The 16,113-nt window shown below is 53.6% G+C and carries 15 protein-coding genes; 3 read left to right on the top strand and 12 right to left on the bottom strand.

The genetic code is table 11. The annotated features are described in order from the left end of the window. Positions 1–146 precede the first annotated feature (146 nt). Genes ACH50O_RS21200 through amoA form a run of 4 tightly spaced genes read right to left on the bottom strand, consistent with a single transcriptional unit; the run spans position 147 to position 4,175 of the window. Entirely contained in the window at positions 147–1,394 is a 1,248-nt protein-coding gene (locus ACH50O_RS21200) for an MFS transporter (protein WP_446809739.1), read from the bottom strand. Further along, positions 1,384–2,157: a bacterial ammonia monooxygenase, subunit AmoC gene (amoC, locus tag ACH50O_RS21195; protein ID WP_446809738.1), complete on the bottom strand. Its 774-nt coding sequence runs from the start codon at positions 2,155–2,157 to the stop codon at positions 1,384–1,386. The genes ACH50O_RS21200 and amoC overlap by 11 nt, the downstream gene beginning before the upstream one ends. Positions 2,158–2,171: 14 nt before the next feature. Next, complete coding sequence (gene amoB, locus ACH50O_RS21190) at positions 2,172–3,410, bottom strand: bacterial ammonia monooxygenase, subunit AmoB (RefSeq protein WP_446809737.1); 1,239 nt, start codon at positions 3,408–3,410, stop codon at positions 2,172–2,174. Between the two features lie 12 nt (positions 3,411–3,422). Further along, the gene (amoA, locus tag ACH50O_RS21185; protein WP_446809736.1) at positions 3,423–4,175 is read right to left on the bottom strand and encodes a bacterial ammonia monooxygenase, subunit AmoA; all 753 of its coding nucleotides are present in this window, start codon (positions 4,173–4,175) and stop codon (positions 3,423–3,425) included. 249 nt (positions 4,176–4,424) lie between these two features. On the opposite strand from amoA, the gene ACH50O_RS21180 reads away from it, so the two are divergent. After that, positions 4,425–5,360, top strand: a complete 936-nt coding sequence (locus tag ACH50O_RS21180; protein ID WP_446809735.1) for a LysR family transcriptional regulator — start codon at positions 4,425–4,427, stop codon at positions 5,358–5,360. Here the strand turns inward: ACH50O_RS21180 and ACH50O_RS21175 are convergent. Further along, positions 5,357–6,451, bottom strand: coding sequence for an L-dopachrome tautomerase-related protein (locus ACH50O_RS21175; protein ID WP_446809734.1), 1,095 nt, complete (start codon positions 6,449–6,451; stop codon positions 5,357–5,359). The genes ACH50O_RS21180 and ACH50O_RS21175 overlap by 4 nt on opposite strands. A gap of 752 nt (positions 6,452–7,203) precedes the next feature. On the opposite strand from ACH50O_RS21175, the gene ACH50O_RS21170 reads away from it, so the two are divergent. Together ACH50O_RS21170 and ACH50O_RS21165 are read left to right on the top strand one after the other, a co-directional pair. Continuing rightward, a complete protein-coding gene (locus tag ACH50O_RS21170; protein ID WP_446809733.1) occupies positions 7,204–7,584 on the top strand; it encodes a tautomerase family protein in 381 nt (126 codons plus the stop codon). A 281-nt stretch (positions 7,585–7,865) separates the two neighbouring features. Further along, positions 7,866–9,296, top strand: a complete 1,431-nt coding sequence (locus tag ACH50O_RS21165) for an aminotransferase-like domain-containing protein (RefSeq protein WP_446809732.1) — start codon at positions 7,866–7,868, stop codon at positions 9,294–9,296. Positions 9,297–9,555: 259 nt separating this feature from the next. Here ACH50O_RS21165 and ACH50O_RS21160 read toward each other — a convergent pair whose 3' ends face one another. The 7 genes from ACH50O_RS21160 to ACH50O_RS21130 form a co-directional block, all read right to left on the bottom strand. Next, positions 9,556–10,329, bottom strand: coding sequence for a tetratricopeptide repeat protein (locus ACH50O_RS21160; protein ID WP_446809731.1), 774 nt, complete (start codon positions 10,327–10,329; stop codon positions 9,556–9,558). Positions 10,330–10,763: 434 nt separating this feature from the next. Beyond that, a complete protein-coding gene (locus ACH50O_RS21155) occupies positions 10,764–11,309 on the bottom strand; it encodes a flavodoxin (protein WP_446809730.1) in 546 nt (181 codons plus the stop codon). A gap of 334 nt (positions 11,310–11,643) precedes the next feature. Beyond that, positions 11,644–12,918, bottom strand: coding sequence for an MSMEG_0569 family flavin-dependent oxidoreductase (locus ACH50O_RS21150; protein ID WP_446809729.1), 1,275 nt, complete (start codon positions 12,916–12,918; stop codon positions 11,644–11,646). A 62-nt stretch (positions 12,919–12,980) separates the two neighbouring features. Further along, positions 12,981–13,268: an MSMEG_0570 family nitrogen starvation response protein gene (locus tag ACH50O_RS21145; protein ID WP_446809728.1), complete on the bottom strand. Its 288-nt coding sequence runs from the start codon at positions 13,266–13,268 to the stop codon at positions 12,981–12,983. Further along, positions 13,261–14,436, bottom strand: coding sequence for an MSMEG_0565 family glycosyltransferase (locus tag ACH50O_RS21140; protein WP_446809727.1), 1,176 nt, complete (start codon positions 14,434–14,436; stop codon positions 13,261–13,263). The genes ACH50O_RS21145 and ACH50O_RS21140 overlap by 8 nt, the downstream gene beginning before the upstream one ends. Continuing rightward, on the bottom strand, positions 14,429–15,574 hold the full coding sequence (locus ACH50O_RS21135; protein WP_446809726.1) for a sll0787 family AIR synthase-like protein: 1,146 nt from the start codon (positions 15,572–15,574) through the stop codon (positions 14,429–14,431). Before ACH50O_RS21135 ends, ACH50O_RS21140 begins: the two co-directional genes overlap by 8 nt. Continuing rightward, positions 15,571–16,113, bottom strand: a complete 543-nt coding sequence (locus tag ACH50O_RS21130; protein WP_446809725.1) for an MSMEG_0567/Sll0786 family nitrogen starvation N-acetyltransferase — start codon at positions 16,111–16,113, stop codon at positions 15,571–15,573. The genes ACH50O_RS21135 and ACH50O_RS21130 overlap by 4 nt, the downstream gene beginning before the upstream one ends.

The raw sequence follows: 16,113 nt of genomic DNA, 5'->3' as shown, positions 1-16,113 counted from the left end.
ACCGCAAAATAGATTGGAATACCTCCCGATGGGAGGTGCTACCGGGCTTTGAGAAATTGGCGCCAACTGTTCGCCTGGTTGGCGACTAAATGCCAATGCGATAAGGATGAGTAACTGCAAAAAACGCAAGCGCTGCTAGTACGGAATTATTCGCGAATTCTGCCGACTATCAGTACTGCCATTAAGGCAAACGCCCCCGAGCAAAAAAAAGCCAAGTCATAATTGCTGAATACGCTGTGCAGATAAGCGGCAAAATAGGCGGCCGCGGCGGCGCCGACTTGATGCGCGCAACAAATCCAGCCGAACACCACCCCAACGTTGCGCCCGCCGAACAAATCGGCGGTTAAGCTTGAGGTGACCGGTACTGTGGACAGCCAGTTCAAACCGTATATCACCGAAAACAGCAACAGTTGCCCAGAGGACTCGACATAAGGCAAACCAAGCAAGGATACCCCGCGTAGCGCATAATAAAACCCGAGCAGCTTGCGATGATTGAAGCGGTCGCACAGCCAACCGGAAAGCAAAGTGCCGACAATATCGGTCGCCCCCATTACCCCTAGCGACAGGGCCATCGTCATTTCGCTAAACCCGTGCTCGATACCATGCGGTATCAAATGCGTCTGAAACAGACCCGACGTCGTAAAGCCGCAGATGCCAAAGCTAATCGCCAGCAACCAAAACTGGCCCTGCACGGCGACGTCGCGCATCGGACTCTCGCCATCCGCGCGTCTGCTAAGTTCCGTGGCTTTGGCACCATAAGCCGATAAGCCTTTTTCGCCGGGTTCGTCCGCCAACAACAATGCCGCGAGCGGCAACACCACAATTCCCAACAGTCCGGCCAAAACCAGCAAAGCCGGCCGCCAGCCGAAATCGGTATCGATCTGCATCGCCAATGGGGTAAAGATCAACTGCCCGGAGGAAAATGCGGCGCCCAGAATGCCTAGCGCCAAGCCGCGTCTTTCCTGAAACCAGCGGTTAATCATTGCCGAACCCAGCACGATGGAAGTACCGCCGGAACCAATGCCGGCAATCAGGCCCCATATGCAATAAAATTGCCAGAGTTGATCTATCAGCGCACAGGCAGCGGCGGCCAGGGTTAATAGCACGACGCTGGCCACGCAAATGCGCTTTGGACCGTAAAGATCCATGCATCGTCCCAACCACGGTCCGGAAAACCCGAACACCAGCAAATTGACCGATACCGCACCGCTGATTTCCGGGCGGCTCCAGCCGAATTCCCGTTCCAGCCCAAGCATCAAGATACCGGGCAAGGCCCGCATTGCGGCGGCGACAAACAGGCACAGAAATGTCACCGCCAACACCACCCAAGCGTAATGCCAGCCGCGCGGCAAAACAGGCTTCACGGCTTTATCGATAACGGCTTTACTCGGCATCCTCGATTTTATCCAGCAATTCAATCAGCCGGGTAACCCCTTGCAGCAGGATGCCGCCGACGCCCAGGGCAAACCACACCCCAATTACAAAGCCCCAATGAATAGGCGCGGCGAAGAATTCCTCCCTAAACCAGAAGGTATGTCCCCACTCGTTGAAGCCGACACTGACCAAAATCATGAACGGTCCGAACACCGCCAAGGTCAACGGTAGCGAGATGCCTTTGGCATACAAGGGCAAGCGGGTTCTGGCGTAAAGCCAGGCACAGCCACCCAGGATCACATATAGCGGGAAGTTAAAGTAAAACTCGATGATATGGTTAGCGGTAAACGGCGTGTCGCGGATCGCCACCTGATGCCAGGAATTGTCCTGCTCGGCAAAATAACTACCGGCCCAATACACGGCAAAGGTGTAAATACTGATCCACATCGTCAACGTGAAATAGCGGCGTATCTCTTCCTTGGGTGCCAGTTGATCCAATTGCCGGTCGCGCGATAGCCATAAATAGCCCCAAAAGCCGCTGGCAACGGCGGCGATAATGATCAGTTCGATATAAAACAGTCGCATCCAGTACTGTTCGAATGCAGGTTCCGAGGAATCCAAACCGTGTTCTATGGCAAAGGCGCCCTGATACAGTCGTAAACTGATGTACATAATGGTTAAAAAGCCAAATCCCTTTAAATATTTGGGTAAGTCAACCAAATACCAAGGCAATGATTTGGGGTTTTCGGTGCTTAAGCTCACGTGTTCTGTCGTGGTAGCCATGTTCTGCTCCTGAGTTAAATGAATTTGGGAATGACGGCAGCGGAAATGCTGGAGATATAACGTTTGCCCAGCATGTCGTCGTAAAGAAATAGCAAGCCGCCCAAACGGGAATCCGCATCGCGAATCAGACCATCCAATTTCTCGGATTCCCAGGCGGCATCGCGCACTTCGATGGTGACCGTGCGTTGTTCGCCGGGCTCTATGGGTGAGGCATTATCCAGACTCAGGCCGTTGTTGCTGACGTCGTCCTTGCCTGGGTTGTAACCACTATTGGCCACCTCGGCATTTAGAAAATGCACGTTGGAACTGGCGAATTCGCCTATCCGCACCGCGCCTTCGCTACGGTTATCGACCTTGACCTGCAACACCATGGCGCGCTGAGCGATGTTGTATTCCGCTTTTAGCGTGTCCACATTGACGGTGCCGGCATTGACTTGCGCCGGTAGTGGCAGAATTTGATCCAAGCCGGCTTGCAGCGGAATGACATCTGGATAACGGTTAGCCGTTACGCTATTCAGCACTAACACCAAAACCGGCACGCTGACCAACACCACCTTGGCAATCCACTTATCCTGTGGCGTAATCAGTTCGTGTTCCAAGCCGGCATCCAGCATGCGGTAGCGGCTGATAAATAAGGGCCGGCGCACCCACCATAACAGCCAGGCAGCCGCCAATGCCCCCCAAAACAGGTGCCAGAACACGCCATTGGCAAAGCCGAAACTTTCCATATCGATCATTTCGCCGTTGATGGTTTTGATGGTGTTGCTAAAGTCGCTGGGATTCCCGCCGATTTCCAGCCAAACGCCGGGACCCATCACTTGCCCGGCATCCTTTAAATTGAAAAACGGGTGAATGTGATAACGCCCCGGCAAGCGGCCCTTCATCACCACCTTGAAATCATAATCGCCACCCGGTTGCAAGGCGACCGAGTTGGTCCAGGGTTTGCCGTTCAGATAGCGCTCGGTGCGGATCAGTACCGGCCCTGGGGTGGAAATATTCAAAAAGCTGGCTTCCGGCTTAGGCACACTGACCGGCCAATCCTCGGCGACATGGAACTTGCCGCTGACGCTGACTTCTTCGTTGACGTTGAATTTTTGCGTGGACCACTGCACGTCGTACCACTGAATGGTGCGCATGCGGATGAAGGGTTCCAAGGCCTTTTCGCCATGCGCCTGGGCGGATGACAGCGGCAAACCGGACAATACCGTGAGAGCGATTAAGGCTAACAGCCAAGATTTAAAATGTGTTTTCATGTTGGCTGCTCCTTAAATTTTGCTCAAGTAACGGGTAGTGGCAAACCACTTGCCGATATGCCACCACAACGGATACATCAACGAACACAGCAATGCCGAGCAGAACGCCGACAGCGGCGTCGCATACTGACCATACGTGCGCAAGGTGCCGCGCTCGATAATGCGCAGGTATTCCGGCATGCCGGTGCGGATGTATTGAAAGCCAAACAAATCGGCCACGGTGAGCTGGCTATTGGCCACCTCGACCGGTTGGTGGAACATGCCGAAGATCGGCCAGTTGGTCGGGTAAAACAGCAACGCAAACGCCGCGCCGCCGAAGATGGAAGTGATGGTCAGGCTATTGGTCAGCATCAGCAAGGTGTCCAATACCAACGCGCCCGGAATCATCGTCGCCGGCAGCACCATGTTGATGGGGAAATAATTCCAGTAGTGGTAGGCGAATACTCGGGTCACCCAGGTACCGATCAACAAGGCAGCCACGCATAAGGTGGCTCCCAAAGGCAGTCGGAATTTATCCCACAGCACCGCTTGCACGGCGGCCGGAAAGGTAATGCCGATTAAGGGCGTGACCAATGGCCACCATTGCCGGTCTTTCCAGTCGATCCAGAAGTCCCAATCGCCGACCGTCAGGGCGAAATGCAGATGAAACGAGCCGATGAACAGAAATAAGGCCAAGACCAGAATCAGATAGTCGTAGGCTCTTGCCAACCGAGCTTTTTCGCCGCGGTAGGGTTTGAACGTGGAAATTGGAATTTGTGCGGACATGTGCGGTTCCCCCGTAAAGTCTTATAGTGAATGGCGGCGATAGCCATCGAATGTTGGGCGTGCCGCCAACTGCAAGCTACCCTTGGGGGGTCAAACTTTGTAGGCTGGGCGACACGCTCGGTGTATAAGGTAGGGAGAAATTAACTCGCTGTTAAATGGCTATATTTCATTCGCGGCCATCGAAACTGTTCATGCCGCAAGCTCGCGGTTTTTAGTTACCATGCAACCCGTTTTTGCCGGGTATTTCTCATGTCCAATTTACGCACCTTCGATCTAAATCTGTTATTGGCTTTCGATGTGCTGATGCGGGAACGCAATGTCACTCGCGCGGCGGAGTGCATGTTCGTCACCCAATCGGCGATGAGCCATACCTTGCACCGCTTGCGCCAGCAGCTGGACGATCCGGTTTTGGTCAAGTCGCCGGCCGGGATGCAGCCCACTGCGTTGGCACTGGCATTGGTCGAGCCGGTGCGCGATCTCTTGCGGGAAATGGAACGGCTGCTGGAGTCGCCGCAAGCCTTTGACCCCGGCAGTAGTCAGCGCCGTTTCACCATCGCCGCCACCGACTATATGGAGTTTCTATTGTTGCCCGAGCTATCCGGTGCTATCGAACAAGCCGCACCCGGCGTGGATATTCACATTAAACGGACGGATTCCGCCTTTCCCTTGGCCCAATTGGAAAATGGCAGCCTGGATGTGGTGTTGGGCTTTGCCTCGATGCTGGAGCCGCCGGCGCATTTGCGCTGCGAGCATCTGTTTGTGGACCGGATGGCCTGCGTGGTACGGGAAAATCACCCTAAGATCCGCAATGCGCCTTCCGTGGACGAGTATCTGGCTGTGCCGCACATGCTGATTTCCCGCACCGGGAGTCAGGTGGGTTTTATCGACGCCAAGCTGGCCGAGCTAGGCCTGGAACGGCGGATTAAATTGATTGTGCCTCATTTTCTGTCGGCACCGTTGATGGTGGCACAGACCGATTTGATATTGTCCCTGCCCTACCGGCTAGCCGCCGAATTTCAGAAATTGGTCACCTTGAATATCCTGCCCGTCCCCATCGATTTACCCAATTACGAACTGGTGATGATTTGGCATCCCTTATGGGAAAAAGACCCGGCCCATTGTTGGCTACGCACACAAATCAGCGCAATAGGCCGAAAAATCGATGCGAACCAAACTCTGCTTTAACGCCCCGGCAAGCCGGCCGCTAAAGCCTGTACTTGCAGTAGATAGTAAGGCGGCCGGGATTTGGCGTCGCCGCCGTTGAGAGTCGCCGAGCGATGCAAGCGATTCACCACCGCATACAAGCGCCCTTCCGGACCGAAACTGAAGGAATCCACCCAAGACAACTTCGGACATTGCGCCAGCTGCCGGTAATGGCGATCGGCGCCGATCACGCCTATGGCATTATTTGCCAGGTCACCCAGGTAAATATTGTTATTTTTATCGATGCTGATGCCGTCCGAGATCGGTTTGTCGCTATAGTGTTGTACTCGGCTGGCAAGTTCTTCGGCCGTCAGGGTTTCGTCGATTAAATCGGCGGCTTTGATCCGGTACAGACTTAAACCGTGCATCGGACCATAATAAACCCATTCGTTGTTTAAGTCCTCAGTGATGGGGTTGACGCCAATGTGCGGCTTAAGCAATTCGCCCGATGCTCCTTTCACCTGGATAGCCTGACCGTCGATGACCAGATCGACGTTTTCCGGCAGCACACTAGCATGCCCTTCCAGCACTCGCCTTGCCGCGCCGGTATACAGATTGACCACGATCAAGCCGGCATTAGTGCCGCCGGCCGGATCGCTGATAAAGGCGTGATTGTGCGCGGTATCCAGCGCAAAATCATTCACAAAAGCATCTTTAGGCGCCACAGGCGTTGCTAAATAAATCAGGCGCTGCAGTTTATCGGTCTTGGTATTCCAGCCTACCAACTTGGGCGTAACCCCGCTGCGCATGCCGTTGTCCAGCATCCAGACTATGCCGTTGGCGTCCGAGCGGATGCCCAGCACCGAATCGAGTTTTACCGCGGCCGTAGAATCCGTGGCCGACCATTCGCGATTCGGAAACGGCGCCAAGGTTTGCCCCTTGTACTCAAGCACGGAGTACTGCGGCTGATAAAACTGATGTTGACTCATAATGATTCGGCCGCTCGCCGTCGCCGTGACGTTGCCTGGCCCGGTATCGAATTCGGCTACCACGTCAACGTGAGAATTACCGTCGGCAAAGGCTGCGGATGCTGCCAGTAGCAGCACGGCACAAGATTTAGTAAGACGACTCATAGCCATCTCCTTAATTGGGTTGAGGTGTTGATCAGCATACCGGACTGCGAAATGGCCGTTAAATGACATTAATTAATCGCATGTCATTAAAAAAACTGATTACCCTGACAGCTGATAACTATGCCTTTAATAAAAAGCATAAAACAAAACCGGCTTCGGCACTATCGCACGGGCACAACGCAATGAATGTTATTAATTTAGTTTATGAATATTAATAATTTAACAAACCATTTTATTTAGCTTAACGTATATCCGGGTTAAGACCCAATGCCGTTAAGTTAAATTGGAGAATTCCTTATCCTCTCTCCAGCAGGAGAGGAGGCTTACTAAACGGCACTAGGTCAAGACCTAAGCGTAAAACCACGTATGCAAGACCACTTATATCAATTCAAATATCGAAAATAGGTGTAACTATGGAAACAGAAAAACTTACCGATGCTCAAAAAAACCTGTTAAACAAATGTCCAAGGGAATGGGCTGCCCTACCGGTTGGATCCACGAATAAAACCTTGATAGCGCTGATGAAAAAAGGCCTGGTTGATTCGCGCATATTAATAAACACATTATTCCCCGAGCTATCCAGGTGTGAATGGCGCATAGCCCCGTAATAGCCAAACAGATAATGAATCGGCGAGGCTTTATATTTACTTGTATCACGGAATAAGGTCTATAAATTACCAAATCCCTATATTAGCTTCGCCTATTTTAAATGCCGTTAATTAATATAAATTATACCTAAACCGGACAAAACAATGCCTTTAGTACGAATCTCTCTTATCAACGGAAAATCCCAGAATTTCAAACAGAAAACCGGCGATATTATCTATCGGGCGATGGTGGAGAGCATTAATGTTCCGGCCAAGGATAATTTCCAAATCATCACTGAACACGATAGCAATTCACTGGTTTTCGATCCGACTTACCTCGATATAAAGCGATCCCCGGACATTATTGTTATCCAAATAACCCTAAATGAAGGCAGAACAATAGAACAAAAACAGACGCTTTACCGCGCTATCGCCGATCGGCTGCATACCGAGCTAAATGTCAGGAGAGAAGATGTTTTTATCAATTTGGTCGAGGTGAAAAAAGAAAACTGGTCATTCGGAAACGGCAGTATGCAATACGGATAAAATAAGTTAGTTGTGTTGTTTTTATTGGCTTAGACCATGTCCGCAGCCGCCGCGCAAGAGCCATAGGCCGTTGCTCGGGTGCTATCCGGCGCGAGCACCATGCCGATACCGACGCCGCTATCGATTCGGCTTCGGACTCTCGCATCCGGGGTTTTCAGCCTTCTTTGAAAACAGGATGTCTTGCACACCTCCCCCAGCCCCACTTTTTCAGCAAGGGGCAGGTAACGGTGGCATCATTTCGGCAAGCCGGATAACCGAGAAAACTACACCGAATAACCAGGATGAAACACTTATACGAAACCGTCGCGGAAACGGTAATGGCGCATATCGATCAGGGCGTCTATAAACCCGGCGAAAAGCTGCCCGGCGTCCGCCGCCTGAGCCGGCAATTGAATATCAGCATTTCCACCGCGTTGGAAGCCTATCGCATGCTGGAAGACAGTGGCCGGATCCAGGCGCGCTTGCGCTCCGGCTACTATGTCTGCGGCTTTCGGCGGCAGGCGATTGTAGAACCGGAAATCTCCGATGCGCCGGTCACCCCAGCCAAAGTCACCGGCCAATCCCTGACCCGCCAAATCCTGCGCGCCGCCAAAGACCCGTTTCAGATCAACCTGGGCTCGTCCGTGCCGCATGCCGACTTTTTGCCGGCTCACGCCTTGCAGCAAGCCACCGGCAAAGTCGCACGTGCTTTCGGCAAACGCTGTTTCGACGCCGACGAATTACTGGGCAATCAGGAGCTGCGCCGGCAAATCGCCAAGCGCATGGTGGAATTGCAATGCGCGGATAGCCCGGACGACATTGTGATTACCCACGGCGCCCGCGAGGCGGTGCGGCTGGCACTGATGGCGGTGTGCGAACCCGGCGACTTGATTGCCATCGAATCGCCGACCTTTTACGGCTTACTGCAAGTCATCGAATCCTGCGGCATGGAGGCCTTGGAAATTCCGACGCATCCGCGCGACGGCCTGTCGCCGGACGCCTTGCAAATGGCCATCGAGCAATGGCCGATCAAGGCTTGCTTAATCGTCTCCAATTACAACAATCCGCTCGGCTCCTGCATGAGCGATCAACGCAAGCAGGCCCTGGTGGCCTTGCTGGAAAAACATGAAATTCCGTTGGTCGAGGATGACGTTTACGGCGACCTGGGCTTTGGCTTGCGCCGGCCGTCGGTATGCAAGGCCTGGAGCCGGAACGACCAGGTACTGTATTGCAACTCCTTCGCCAAGACCCTGTCGCCGGGCCTGCGGGTGGGCTGGCTGGTGCCGGGCCGCTACCTGGCACGGGTGGAAAACCTGAAATACATGAAACACCAGGCCGTGCCGACGCTGAACCAGCTCATCGTCGCGCACATGCTGGAACAAGGCGGCTACGACCGCTACCTGCGGCACGTGCGCCAGGAATATGCGCGCAATCTAACCCTGACCGTCAAAGCCGTCAGCCTGCTGTTCCCAGAAGGCACCCGCGTCACCCAGCCGGAAGGCGGCTTTGCGCTATGGGTGGAACTACCGGCCGGCGTCGACGCGATGGAACTGCACCGCCGCGCCAGCCGGGAAAACATCATCGTCGCCCCCGGCCCGTTATTCTCGGCCACGCAAAAGAAATACGGCAATTACATCCGCTTGAGTTGCGCGGTGCCTTGGAACGACCGAGTGGAGAAAGCCTTGAAGAAGCTTGGAGATATGGCGAGGGATTTGATGGTGGAGAAACGTTGAGAGCCAAGGGCGGAGGTGTATAGGACGTGCTGAGCGGTAGCGAGGCGCATCGATCGCGAACGTTGTTTGTCGCTTCCTATGGGACTTGATTAGTTTGGTGTCACTGGCGAGACAGCTGATTGAATGCCGGATGCCGCTTTGATCCTGCGCTACGAAGACTTTGAACGGGAGCTCCATTGCGGTAATCGAAACCTTTTAATATTTGCGCAGTTTATTTGGCTGTTGAATTTGACGGCTATCAGACTCCTCCTTGCTGGAGTTAGAGCTTGAGAATGTCGTTTGCAATCTCAGGATAAAGATCTGCAAAGTAATTTTTGTCTATATTTTTGGTGTCCATTTCCTTAGTTGAAGAAATTTGGGCCTCATATTCTTGCTCGCGCCCCGATTTTTTATAGCAATATGCAAGTGCTATAGAATGCCACGGCTGAAAGTTCTTACCTTTATTCAGTTTTTTAACTTCTTCTAGCATAGATATGGCTTCATCGTATAAGTCCATTCCAATTTTTGCATAAGCAAGGTTAGCGATGGGCTTGTAATAAATTCCACTACTCTTTGGTAGGTTTGACTTTACGTAATCAAAAACCTTAGAAGCTTTTGCAAAGTCTTTTTGTCGCAGAAATGCCCGACCAACACCAATAGCCGACCATGCATCATCAAGAGAAAGCAGACGATCTATTGTTTTAAAAATATCATTTAGGTCAGTATCCCTGTTAATAGAAGACAAATCTTGTTTAGCTTCTATCCTTTCAACCTTCTTAAGTATTAAGTCTTTAAAAGTGTCAGAGTCCCCAAAGTCCATTGGTGCATATAGAGCCTCTCTTTTGAACCAGAGCAATATAAAGAAGGAAAATGCAATTGCAGTTGGATACAGAATAATAAACCAAACAAGTAATACTGCGTATGGCTTATCGGAAACAGCATGAAGTGAAACGGTCGCTACTGTTTCAATGAGGAATACGAATGTGGCAATCATCCCGAGTGGGTTGCTGGGGAGGATGCGACTCTTTGTGGACTCTTTTTGTGATTCAGACATCTTATTTATTGTAGTGTTTAATTGCAATTACCGGTCATTGCAATACTTATTTAACCTAACTTATTTAGCTTAGTGAAATATCAAATAAGTTTTCTGCGGCAAAGTTTCCGAAACTCTTTAGGGCGCGTCTGCATAGACCAGATATATTCTCAAATTGACCAATGATAGTCTATTGGTTCTACCTAAAATTAATTTTAGGGCCGTTGTGCTGAAAAGCGTGAAGCGCACCGTTCGCGACGGATGCGTCTCCTAACGAGACGCACATTCTACAAACTAGAACCACAACTTTCATATGGGATTTGCTACTTAGGTAGTTTCAATCAATTGCGAATCGCAGCCCACCGCCCACAATCGGCTCCCGGCCGGTCTTTTACATCATGCGGAATCTTCAATCCCACGAGCCACTAGGGAAGAGGCTAAATTACCGGCAGCAATCAATTCAGCTTCTCCACCAACGCCGGCTTCACTTGCTCGAGCCAATCCAGAATCCGGGTTTTGGTCATTTCTGGCTGGTTGTGATGATCCAACACCAAACCGACAAATTTACCATCGACCACGGAACTGGAATGGGTAAAGTGATAACCCTCCGTGCTCCAGGCCCCGACGACTTCGGCGCCGTAACCGGCGACATGGTGATACAAATGAATCAAGGAGCTGGCAAAGCGCGCATAGTATTTCTGCTGATTGCCCAAACCGAATAAAGCGACGCGCTTGCCGGACAAATCGGCCTGGTCCAGACGGAACAAAAACTCTTCCCAGTTGCCTTCCTCGCTGCCGGTGGTTCTGCCGGGAATTTCGCCGACGCCGTAACTGGGCATGCCCAAAATCAAGGCCTTATAGCCCAGCATTTCCGCGACCGAGGCCCGATTGACGTTCACCGGTTCACTGGCAATCTCGTCGCCTAACACCCGATACATCACCTGAGCCATCATCTCCGTCATGCCTTTCTCGGTACCGTAAAAAATGCCTATCTTGTTCATCGCCAAATCTCAGTTAACTGTCTACAGTCACCGAAGCAAAATTTAAACCAGCATTGAGCCGCGCTTGGTGTAAGCGATTAACCTGGGCATTAATGGGTTCTATAAAAATCAAAGCGATCTGCTGCTTCCGCCTAGGGAAGCCAGGAATGAAGCAATTAAATCAGCAGCTTACGCCCTAGCCCCAATCATCTTCCCAAGGCAAAAGGCATTACCGGCAGTTAGCTTAATCCGGCGCCGAAGAGAACGCCGGATGCGCACTTGGTGATTTTAGTAACAATAAAACCGACAGACGGACGAATTTGCGACAAAAATCTAACTGAATAAATTTAGGCCGTTAAGCCCCATAAGCCATATCCTTAACCGCCAGCTTTCCTTCAATAATCCCCGCCAAATACTGCGCGTCGTCGGCGATGCCCAAAAACCGTCCGGACCCCCAAGTATGCAGCCAGGGTAAACCGATGAAATACAGCCCATCAACATTGGTGATACCTCGGTCGAATTGCGGGAAGCCGCGGCCGTCGAACACCGGTAGTTCTATCCAGCGATAGTTCGGCCTAAAACCAATCGCCCAGATGATGCTGGTGATGTTTGCTTGGTCGGCATCGATGCCAGTCGGATCGAACTCCGGTTCCCAGACTTTGCGGAACGGCGGCTCGACCGGGGCCTCGATATTATTGGCGGCAATATAGCGGTCGATGTCGTTGCGGATGCTGACGTAGACTTCGTCGGCATCGTCCAGATTTTTGGTCAAATCCGGCAAAAACTCCAGTTTGCTGCCGCTGATATTAGCCATGCTGCCGTAGAGTTTGACGCCTTCCAGCGCGAATTTGCGCAAATCGATTTCGTGGCCGCCGCTGCGTCCGGTCAGATAATGGTTGGTCTTATGCTTGGCCTCGTCGCCCAAGGGATGGCGGTCTATGGTCAATTGGTAGAAACCCAGGTCGTACAACCATTCGGTGGTCTCCCGGCCGCGATACATGCGCGGCGAACGCGGCGCGCTCCCAACCGCCAAATGCACTTTACGGCCGGCCAGATGCAAATCTTCCATCAGCTGCACCCCGGACTGGCCGGTGCCGACCACCAGCACCTCGCCCTCGGGCAACTGGTCCGGGTTGCGGTAATTCACCGAGTGAATCTGGGTGATGTGCTTGGGCAGACTATGGGCGTAATCGGGCACGATGGGGATGTCGTAACCGCCGGTCGCGACCACCAAATGATCCGCCGTAAACTCGCCGCTACTGGTGACGACATTCAGCACTCCGCTTTTGCCTCGGGAAACACGCAGAACCGATACGCCTTCCATGATCGGCGGTTTAATTTTTGCGGCGAAGGCTTCCACATATTCGACAATTTCATCCTTTAACATGAAGCCTTGCGGATTGTTGCCGGGATACGGAAAATCCGGCAGACGGCATTGCCAGTTGGGCGTCACTAGGCAAAAGCTGTCCCAGCGGTCGTTACGCCAGGAATGGCCGATACGGTTTTTCTCGAAGATGATGTGGTTGATGCCGTGTTTTTGCAGGTAATAACTCACCGACAAACCGGCTTGACCGCCGCCGACGACAATCACTTCGTAATGCAGGCGGGTGTTTTCGCGTTTTTCTTGCATGGCTTCCTCTTTTATTGTGTTAAGTGCGTTTTGGAATGTGTGTGGGCCGGAATAAAACGGCCTTATTCGATGAACTCGATCACGGTCACGCTGGGTGTTTCGCTGTCCCAAAACCGGGTGGCGACGGCTTCGATGTCGGCCAGCTGGCTCATCGCGCTGGAGCAGGTATAGCCGTATTTCTGCCTGACCCGCTCGCTAGCAATCCCTAAGGCCTCGCGGCTGCGGCTGACAAATTCGTTTAACGGATAGCTTTGGCCGGCGTCGAAAAAATCCTTAATCACCAGCGACGGCGAATAACACAAGCTCTCGGACTGGTCCGGCCAGCGGACGCGGAAGCGCATTTCAGGCATATAGGGTTCCTTTGGTGTGAATGAGTGAACGGTAAATATCGCAATGGGTTTTGGCCGCTTGCCGCCAACAGAATTCGGCGCTCAAACGTTGGGCGATGGCGGGCAAGCTATCGCTTGGAAAGTCGGATATGGCGGCCCGCATCGCGGCGGCTATCGCGGCACTGTCCTCCGGGTCGGTCCAGACGCAGTCCCGATATTTCAAATATTCGGTAAACGGCGGCCGCAACGAGACGATGGCCGGCGTACCGGAAGCGATGGCTTCCAATACAGCCAAACCGAAACCCTCGGTTAAAGACGGAAACACCAAGGCATCGGCCAAGCGAAATACGGCCGGCATATCGGCGTCGGGTAGCGGTCCGGTCATGATCAGCGCTTGGCCCGGACCGTCGGCGATACCGCTTTCGGCGACGGCGGCCGCGAATTGTTGCCGGTACGCGCCATGGTCTAACAGGCTGGCACCGCCGACGATCAGTAATTGAGCGCCGGGCAGCTGCGGTAAAATTTGGCGAAAGGCGGTAAAGATGCGCAAGGTATTTTTACGTGCTTCGACGCCGCCGACGGCTAAAAACAGCGGTCCCCCGCGACGCAGCCCCAACAGTTGCCGCAGCGCTTCGTCGCCGGCTTGCGGTATTGGCGTATAACGCCGGGTATCGACGCCGTTATTGACCCGGATGGCAGTAATGCCGTGTTCGGACCGTAGCGTTTCCCGCCAACCCCGGCTGACGCACAACACCTGTTGCGCTTCGATGAAGGCCCGGTTTTGCCAGGCCGTGAATGTCGGATTGTCGAAATCGTCCAGATGGTGCACGGTCCGTATAAACCCCGGTATTACGCCGCGCGCCGTCAGTTCCGCCATCGCGCAACCGCTGATAGAATCCTGGGCATGGTAGACGTCGAACGCTTCCACGGCCGGTTGGCTGAAGTAATCGATATAAGCCTGAATCCGCTGACCGACGTTGGCGGTCAAGTCCTCGGATAAAGCCGGCAGCGGAATTAACTGCGTCCGGCAACGCGGAGCACGGAAAAAATCTTTGCCGGCTTCGGTGGCGGCAATCAGCGTTACCTCGTGGCCCAAGTCCTGCAACGCTTCGGCCAACTGCAGCGCATGCACCACCCCGCCGCGCGGATTGACGGAGTGGGTCAGCATCGCAATCCTTAATTTAGTCATGGCGGCTCTCCTTTGGGCTTGGGCCGCAGCCGGTCAAAGCTTCCGCGTTTAAATCCCAGAGCAGTTGGCGGTTGCCGCTATCGGCTAAATACACTTGGCGGCTGGCATCGGTCCCGCCGATTAGCGCGCAGGCAATATCGCGTTGCGTAAACAGATCGATGACGGCGTCGCAGGCATCGGTATCGACGCTGAGTACGAAGCCAAAGCTGGGAAAGCAGCTCAGCCAGCGTTCCGGATCGATGTTGGCCGGACGCGGTATCGCATTGATGTTTATCGCGCCGCCCAGGCCGGAGCATTCCAACAGCATCAACAGCGTGCCGATCACGCCGGCATTGCTAATGTCCTTGGCGGCAGCGCACAGACCGGTTTCGGCCAGGGTCGGCAGGATTTCCAAATCCTGGCGCAGACGCTCGGGCGGCGCGCCGGTGCTGGCGTCCCACCACAAATAGGGTTCGCGGAAATGGCCGCGCAAATCGATGGCCGCCAGCAGTTGTTGTCCCGGTTTGGCGGCGAAACTGCTGAGCAATTTTTGGGCACGGCCCAGGATAGCCACCGACAGCTGCGGGCGGTCGTTGCGTAAATTGCTGTGGCCGCCGACCACCGGCACGCCGTAAACTTGCGAGGCGGTCGCCATGCCCTCCAGTATCGGTTTGGCTTGGGTTTGGCCGTTGCTCCAGATTGCATCGACCACCGCAATCGGCCGACCGCCCATTGCATAAATATCACTGACGTTGACCATCACCCCGCAATAACCGGCGAACCAGGGCTGGGTAGAGACAAAGTCGTTCAGATAGCCTTCGGTCGCCAGTAGCAGGTAGCCGTCGCCGTCCGGGATCGCGGCGCAGTCGTCACCGACCGGTGTGAGGCTATCGCCTCGATGCTCCGTGTCGGAACTATCAAACCCTCTCCTGCTGGAGAGGAAAGGGAGAGGAGATTCCAAATAAGGTATTTGCCGATTTAACGTCTCCTCACCCCGACCCTCTCCAGCAGGAGAGGGAGATAAGTGGCTGGCGCGCAGTTTTGATACTGGTTGGTTAAGCCCTTTCGGCAAATACTTCATCACCTCGGCGATGTCGCGCTTATGTGCCAGCCCCAAGCCTTGGCGGATGCCGAGCGTCAATTCAGCCAATGCACTCATGCCGCGATCCTGGAGGTGGCGACGAAGCCGATAGCGCCGTCGGCATAGGGCGGATAACTATCCAGATCGGCCTGCATCAAATAATGCGGCCGGCGATGCACCGAGATTTCTTTCAGCGTTCGCCAGTGCAGACGGCGGAACAGCAGTTGGTTGCGTGCCTGTACCTGCGCTAAAAAGGTGTTGCAGCCCTGGGCGTGAGCGGATGTCACCGCCAATTTGATTAATGCCGCGCCGAGACTGCCTTGCCTGCGGTAATCCTGATCGACCGCCAAGCGCGAGCCCCACCAGACGCCGGGCTTTTCTTGGTGTATGCGCACGGTGCCGACTACCCGGTCCGGCAGTCCGGCCACGCAGGCCAGCGCAACAATGGGCGTCGCGACTTTGTCGATATCGTCCAGGTCGTCACCGGCGAAGATGCCCTGCTCTTCGCAGAACACCGCTTGGCGCAGCGCCAACATTTGCTTGCGCTCCCAATCCTGGGTGACGAACTTGATCAGATATTCATTGGCGAAATAGGGTTTAAAGTCCTCGGTCCACAT

Source organism: Methylomonas sp. 2BW1-5-20, from assembly GCF_052474515.1.
The sequence above is the reverse complement of the archived record's forward strand: the minus strand, read 5'-3'. Positions and strand labels throughout refer to the sequence as shown.

Bases quoted from the DNA above. Each gene is read 5' to 3' on its own strand.
- ACH50O_RS21200 (WP_446809739.1), bottom strand. From the start codon at position 1,394: ATGCCGAGTAAAGCCGTTATCGATAAAGCCGTGAAGCCTGTTTTGCCG.
- amoC (WP_446809738.1), bottom strand. From the start codon at position 2,157: ATGGCTACCACGACAGAACACGTGAGCTTAAGCACCGAAAACCCCAAA.
- amoB (WP_446809737.1), bottom strand. From the start codon at position 3,410: ATGAAAACACATTTTAAATCTTGGCTGTTAGCCTTAATCGCTCTCACG.
- amoA (WP_446809736.1), bottom strand. From the start codon at position 4,175: ATGTCCGCACAAATTCCAATTTCCACGTTCAAACCCTACCGCGGCGAA.
- ACH50O_RS21180 (WP_446809735.1), top strand. From the start codon at position 4,425: ATGTCCAATTTACGCACCTTCGATCTAAATCTGTTATTGGCTTTCGAT.
- ACH50O_RS21175 (WP_446809734.1), bottom strand. From the start codon at position 6,451: ATGAGTCGTCTTACTAAATCTTGTGCCGTGCTGCTACTGGCAGCATCC.
- ACH50O_RS21170 (WP_446809733.1), top strand. From the start codon at position 7,204: ATGCCTTTAGTACGAATCTCTCTTATCAACGGAAAATCCCAGAATTTC.
- ACH50O_RS21165 (WP_446809732.1), top strand. From the start codon at position 7,866: ATGAAACACTTATACGAAACCGTCGCGGAAACGGTAATGGCGCATATC.
- ACH50O_RS21160 (WP_446809731.1), bottom strand. From the start codon at position 10,329: ATGTCTGAATCACAAAAAGAGTCCACAAAGAGTCGCATCCTCCCCAGC.
- ACH50O_RS21155 (WP_446809730.1), bottom strand. From the start codon at position 11,309: ATGAACAAGATAGGCATTTTTTACGGTACCGAGAAAGGCATGACGGAG.
- ACH50O_RS21150 (WP_446809729.1), bottom strand. From the start codon at position 12,918: ATGCAAGAAAAACGCGAAAACACCCGCCTGCATTACGAAGTGATTGTC.
- ACH50O_RS21145 (WP_446809728.1), bottom strand. From the start codon at position 13,268: ATGCCTGAAATGCGCTTCCGCGTCCGCTGGCCGGACCAGTCCGAGAGC.
- ACH50O_RS21140 (WP_446809727.1), bottom strand. From the start codon at position 14,436: ATGACTAAATTAAGGATTGCGATGCTGACCCACTCCGTCAATCCGCGC.
- ACH50O_RS21135 (WP_446809726.1), bottom strand. From the start codon at position 15,574: ATGAGTGCATTGGCTGAATTGACGCTCGGCATCCGCCAAGGCTTGGGG.
- ACH50O_RS21130 (WP_446809725.1), bottom strand. From the start codon at position 16,113: ATGTGGACCGAGGACTTTAAACCCTATTTCGCCAATGAATATCTGATC.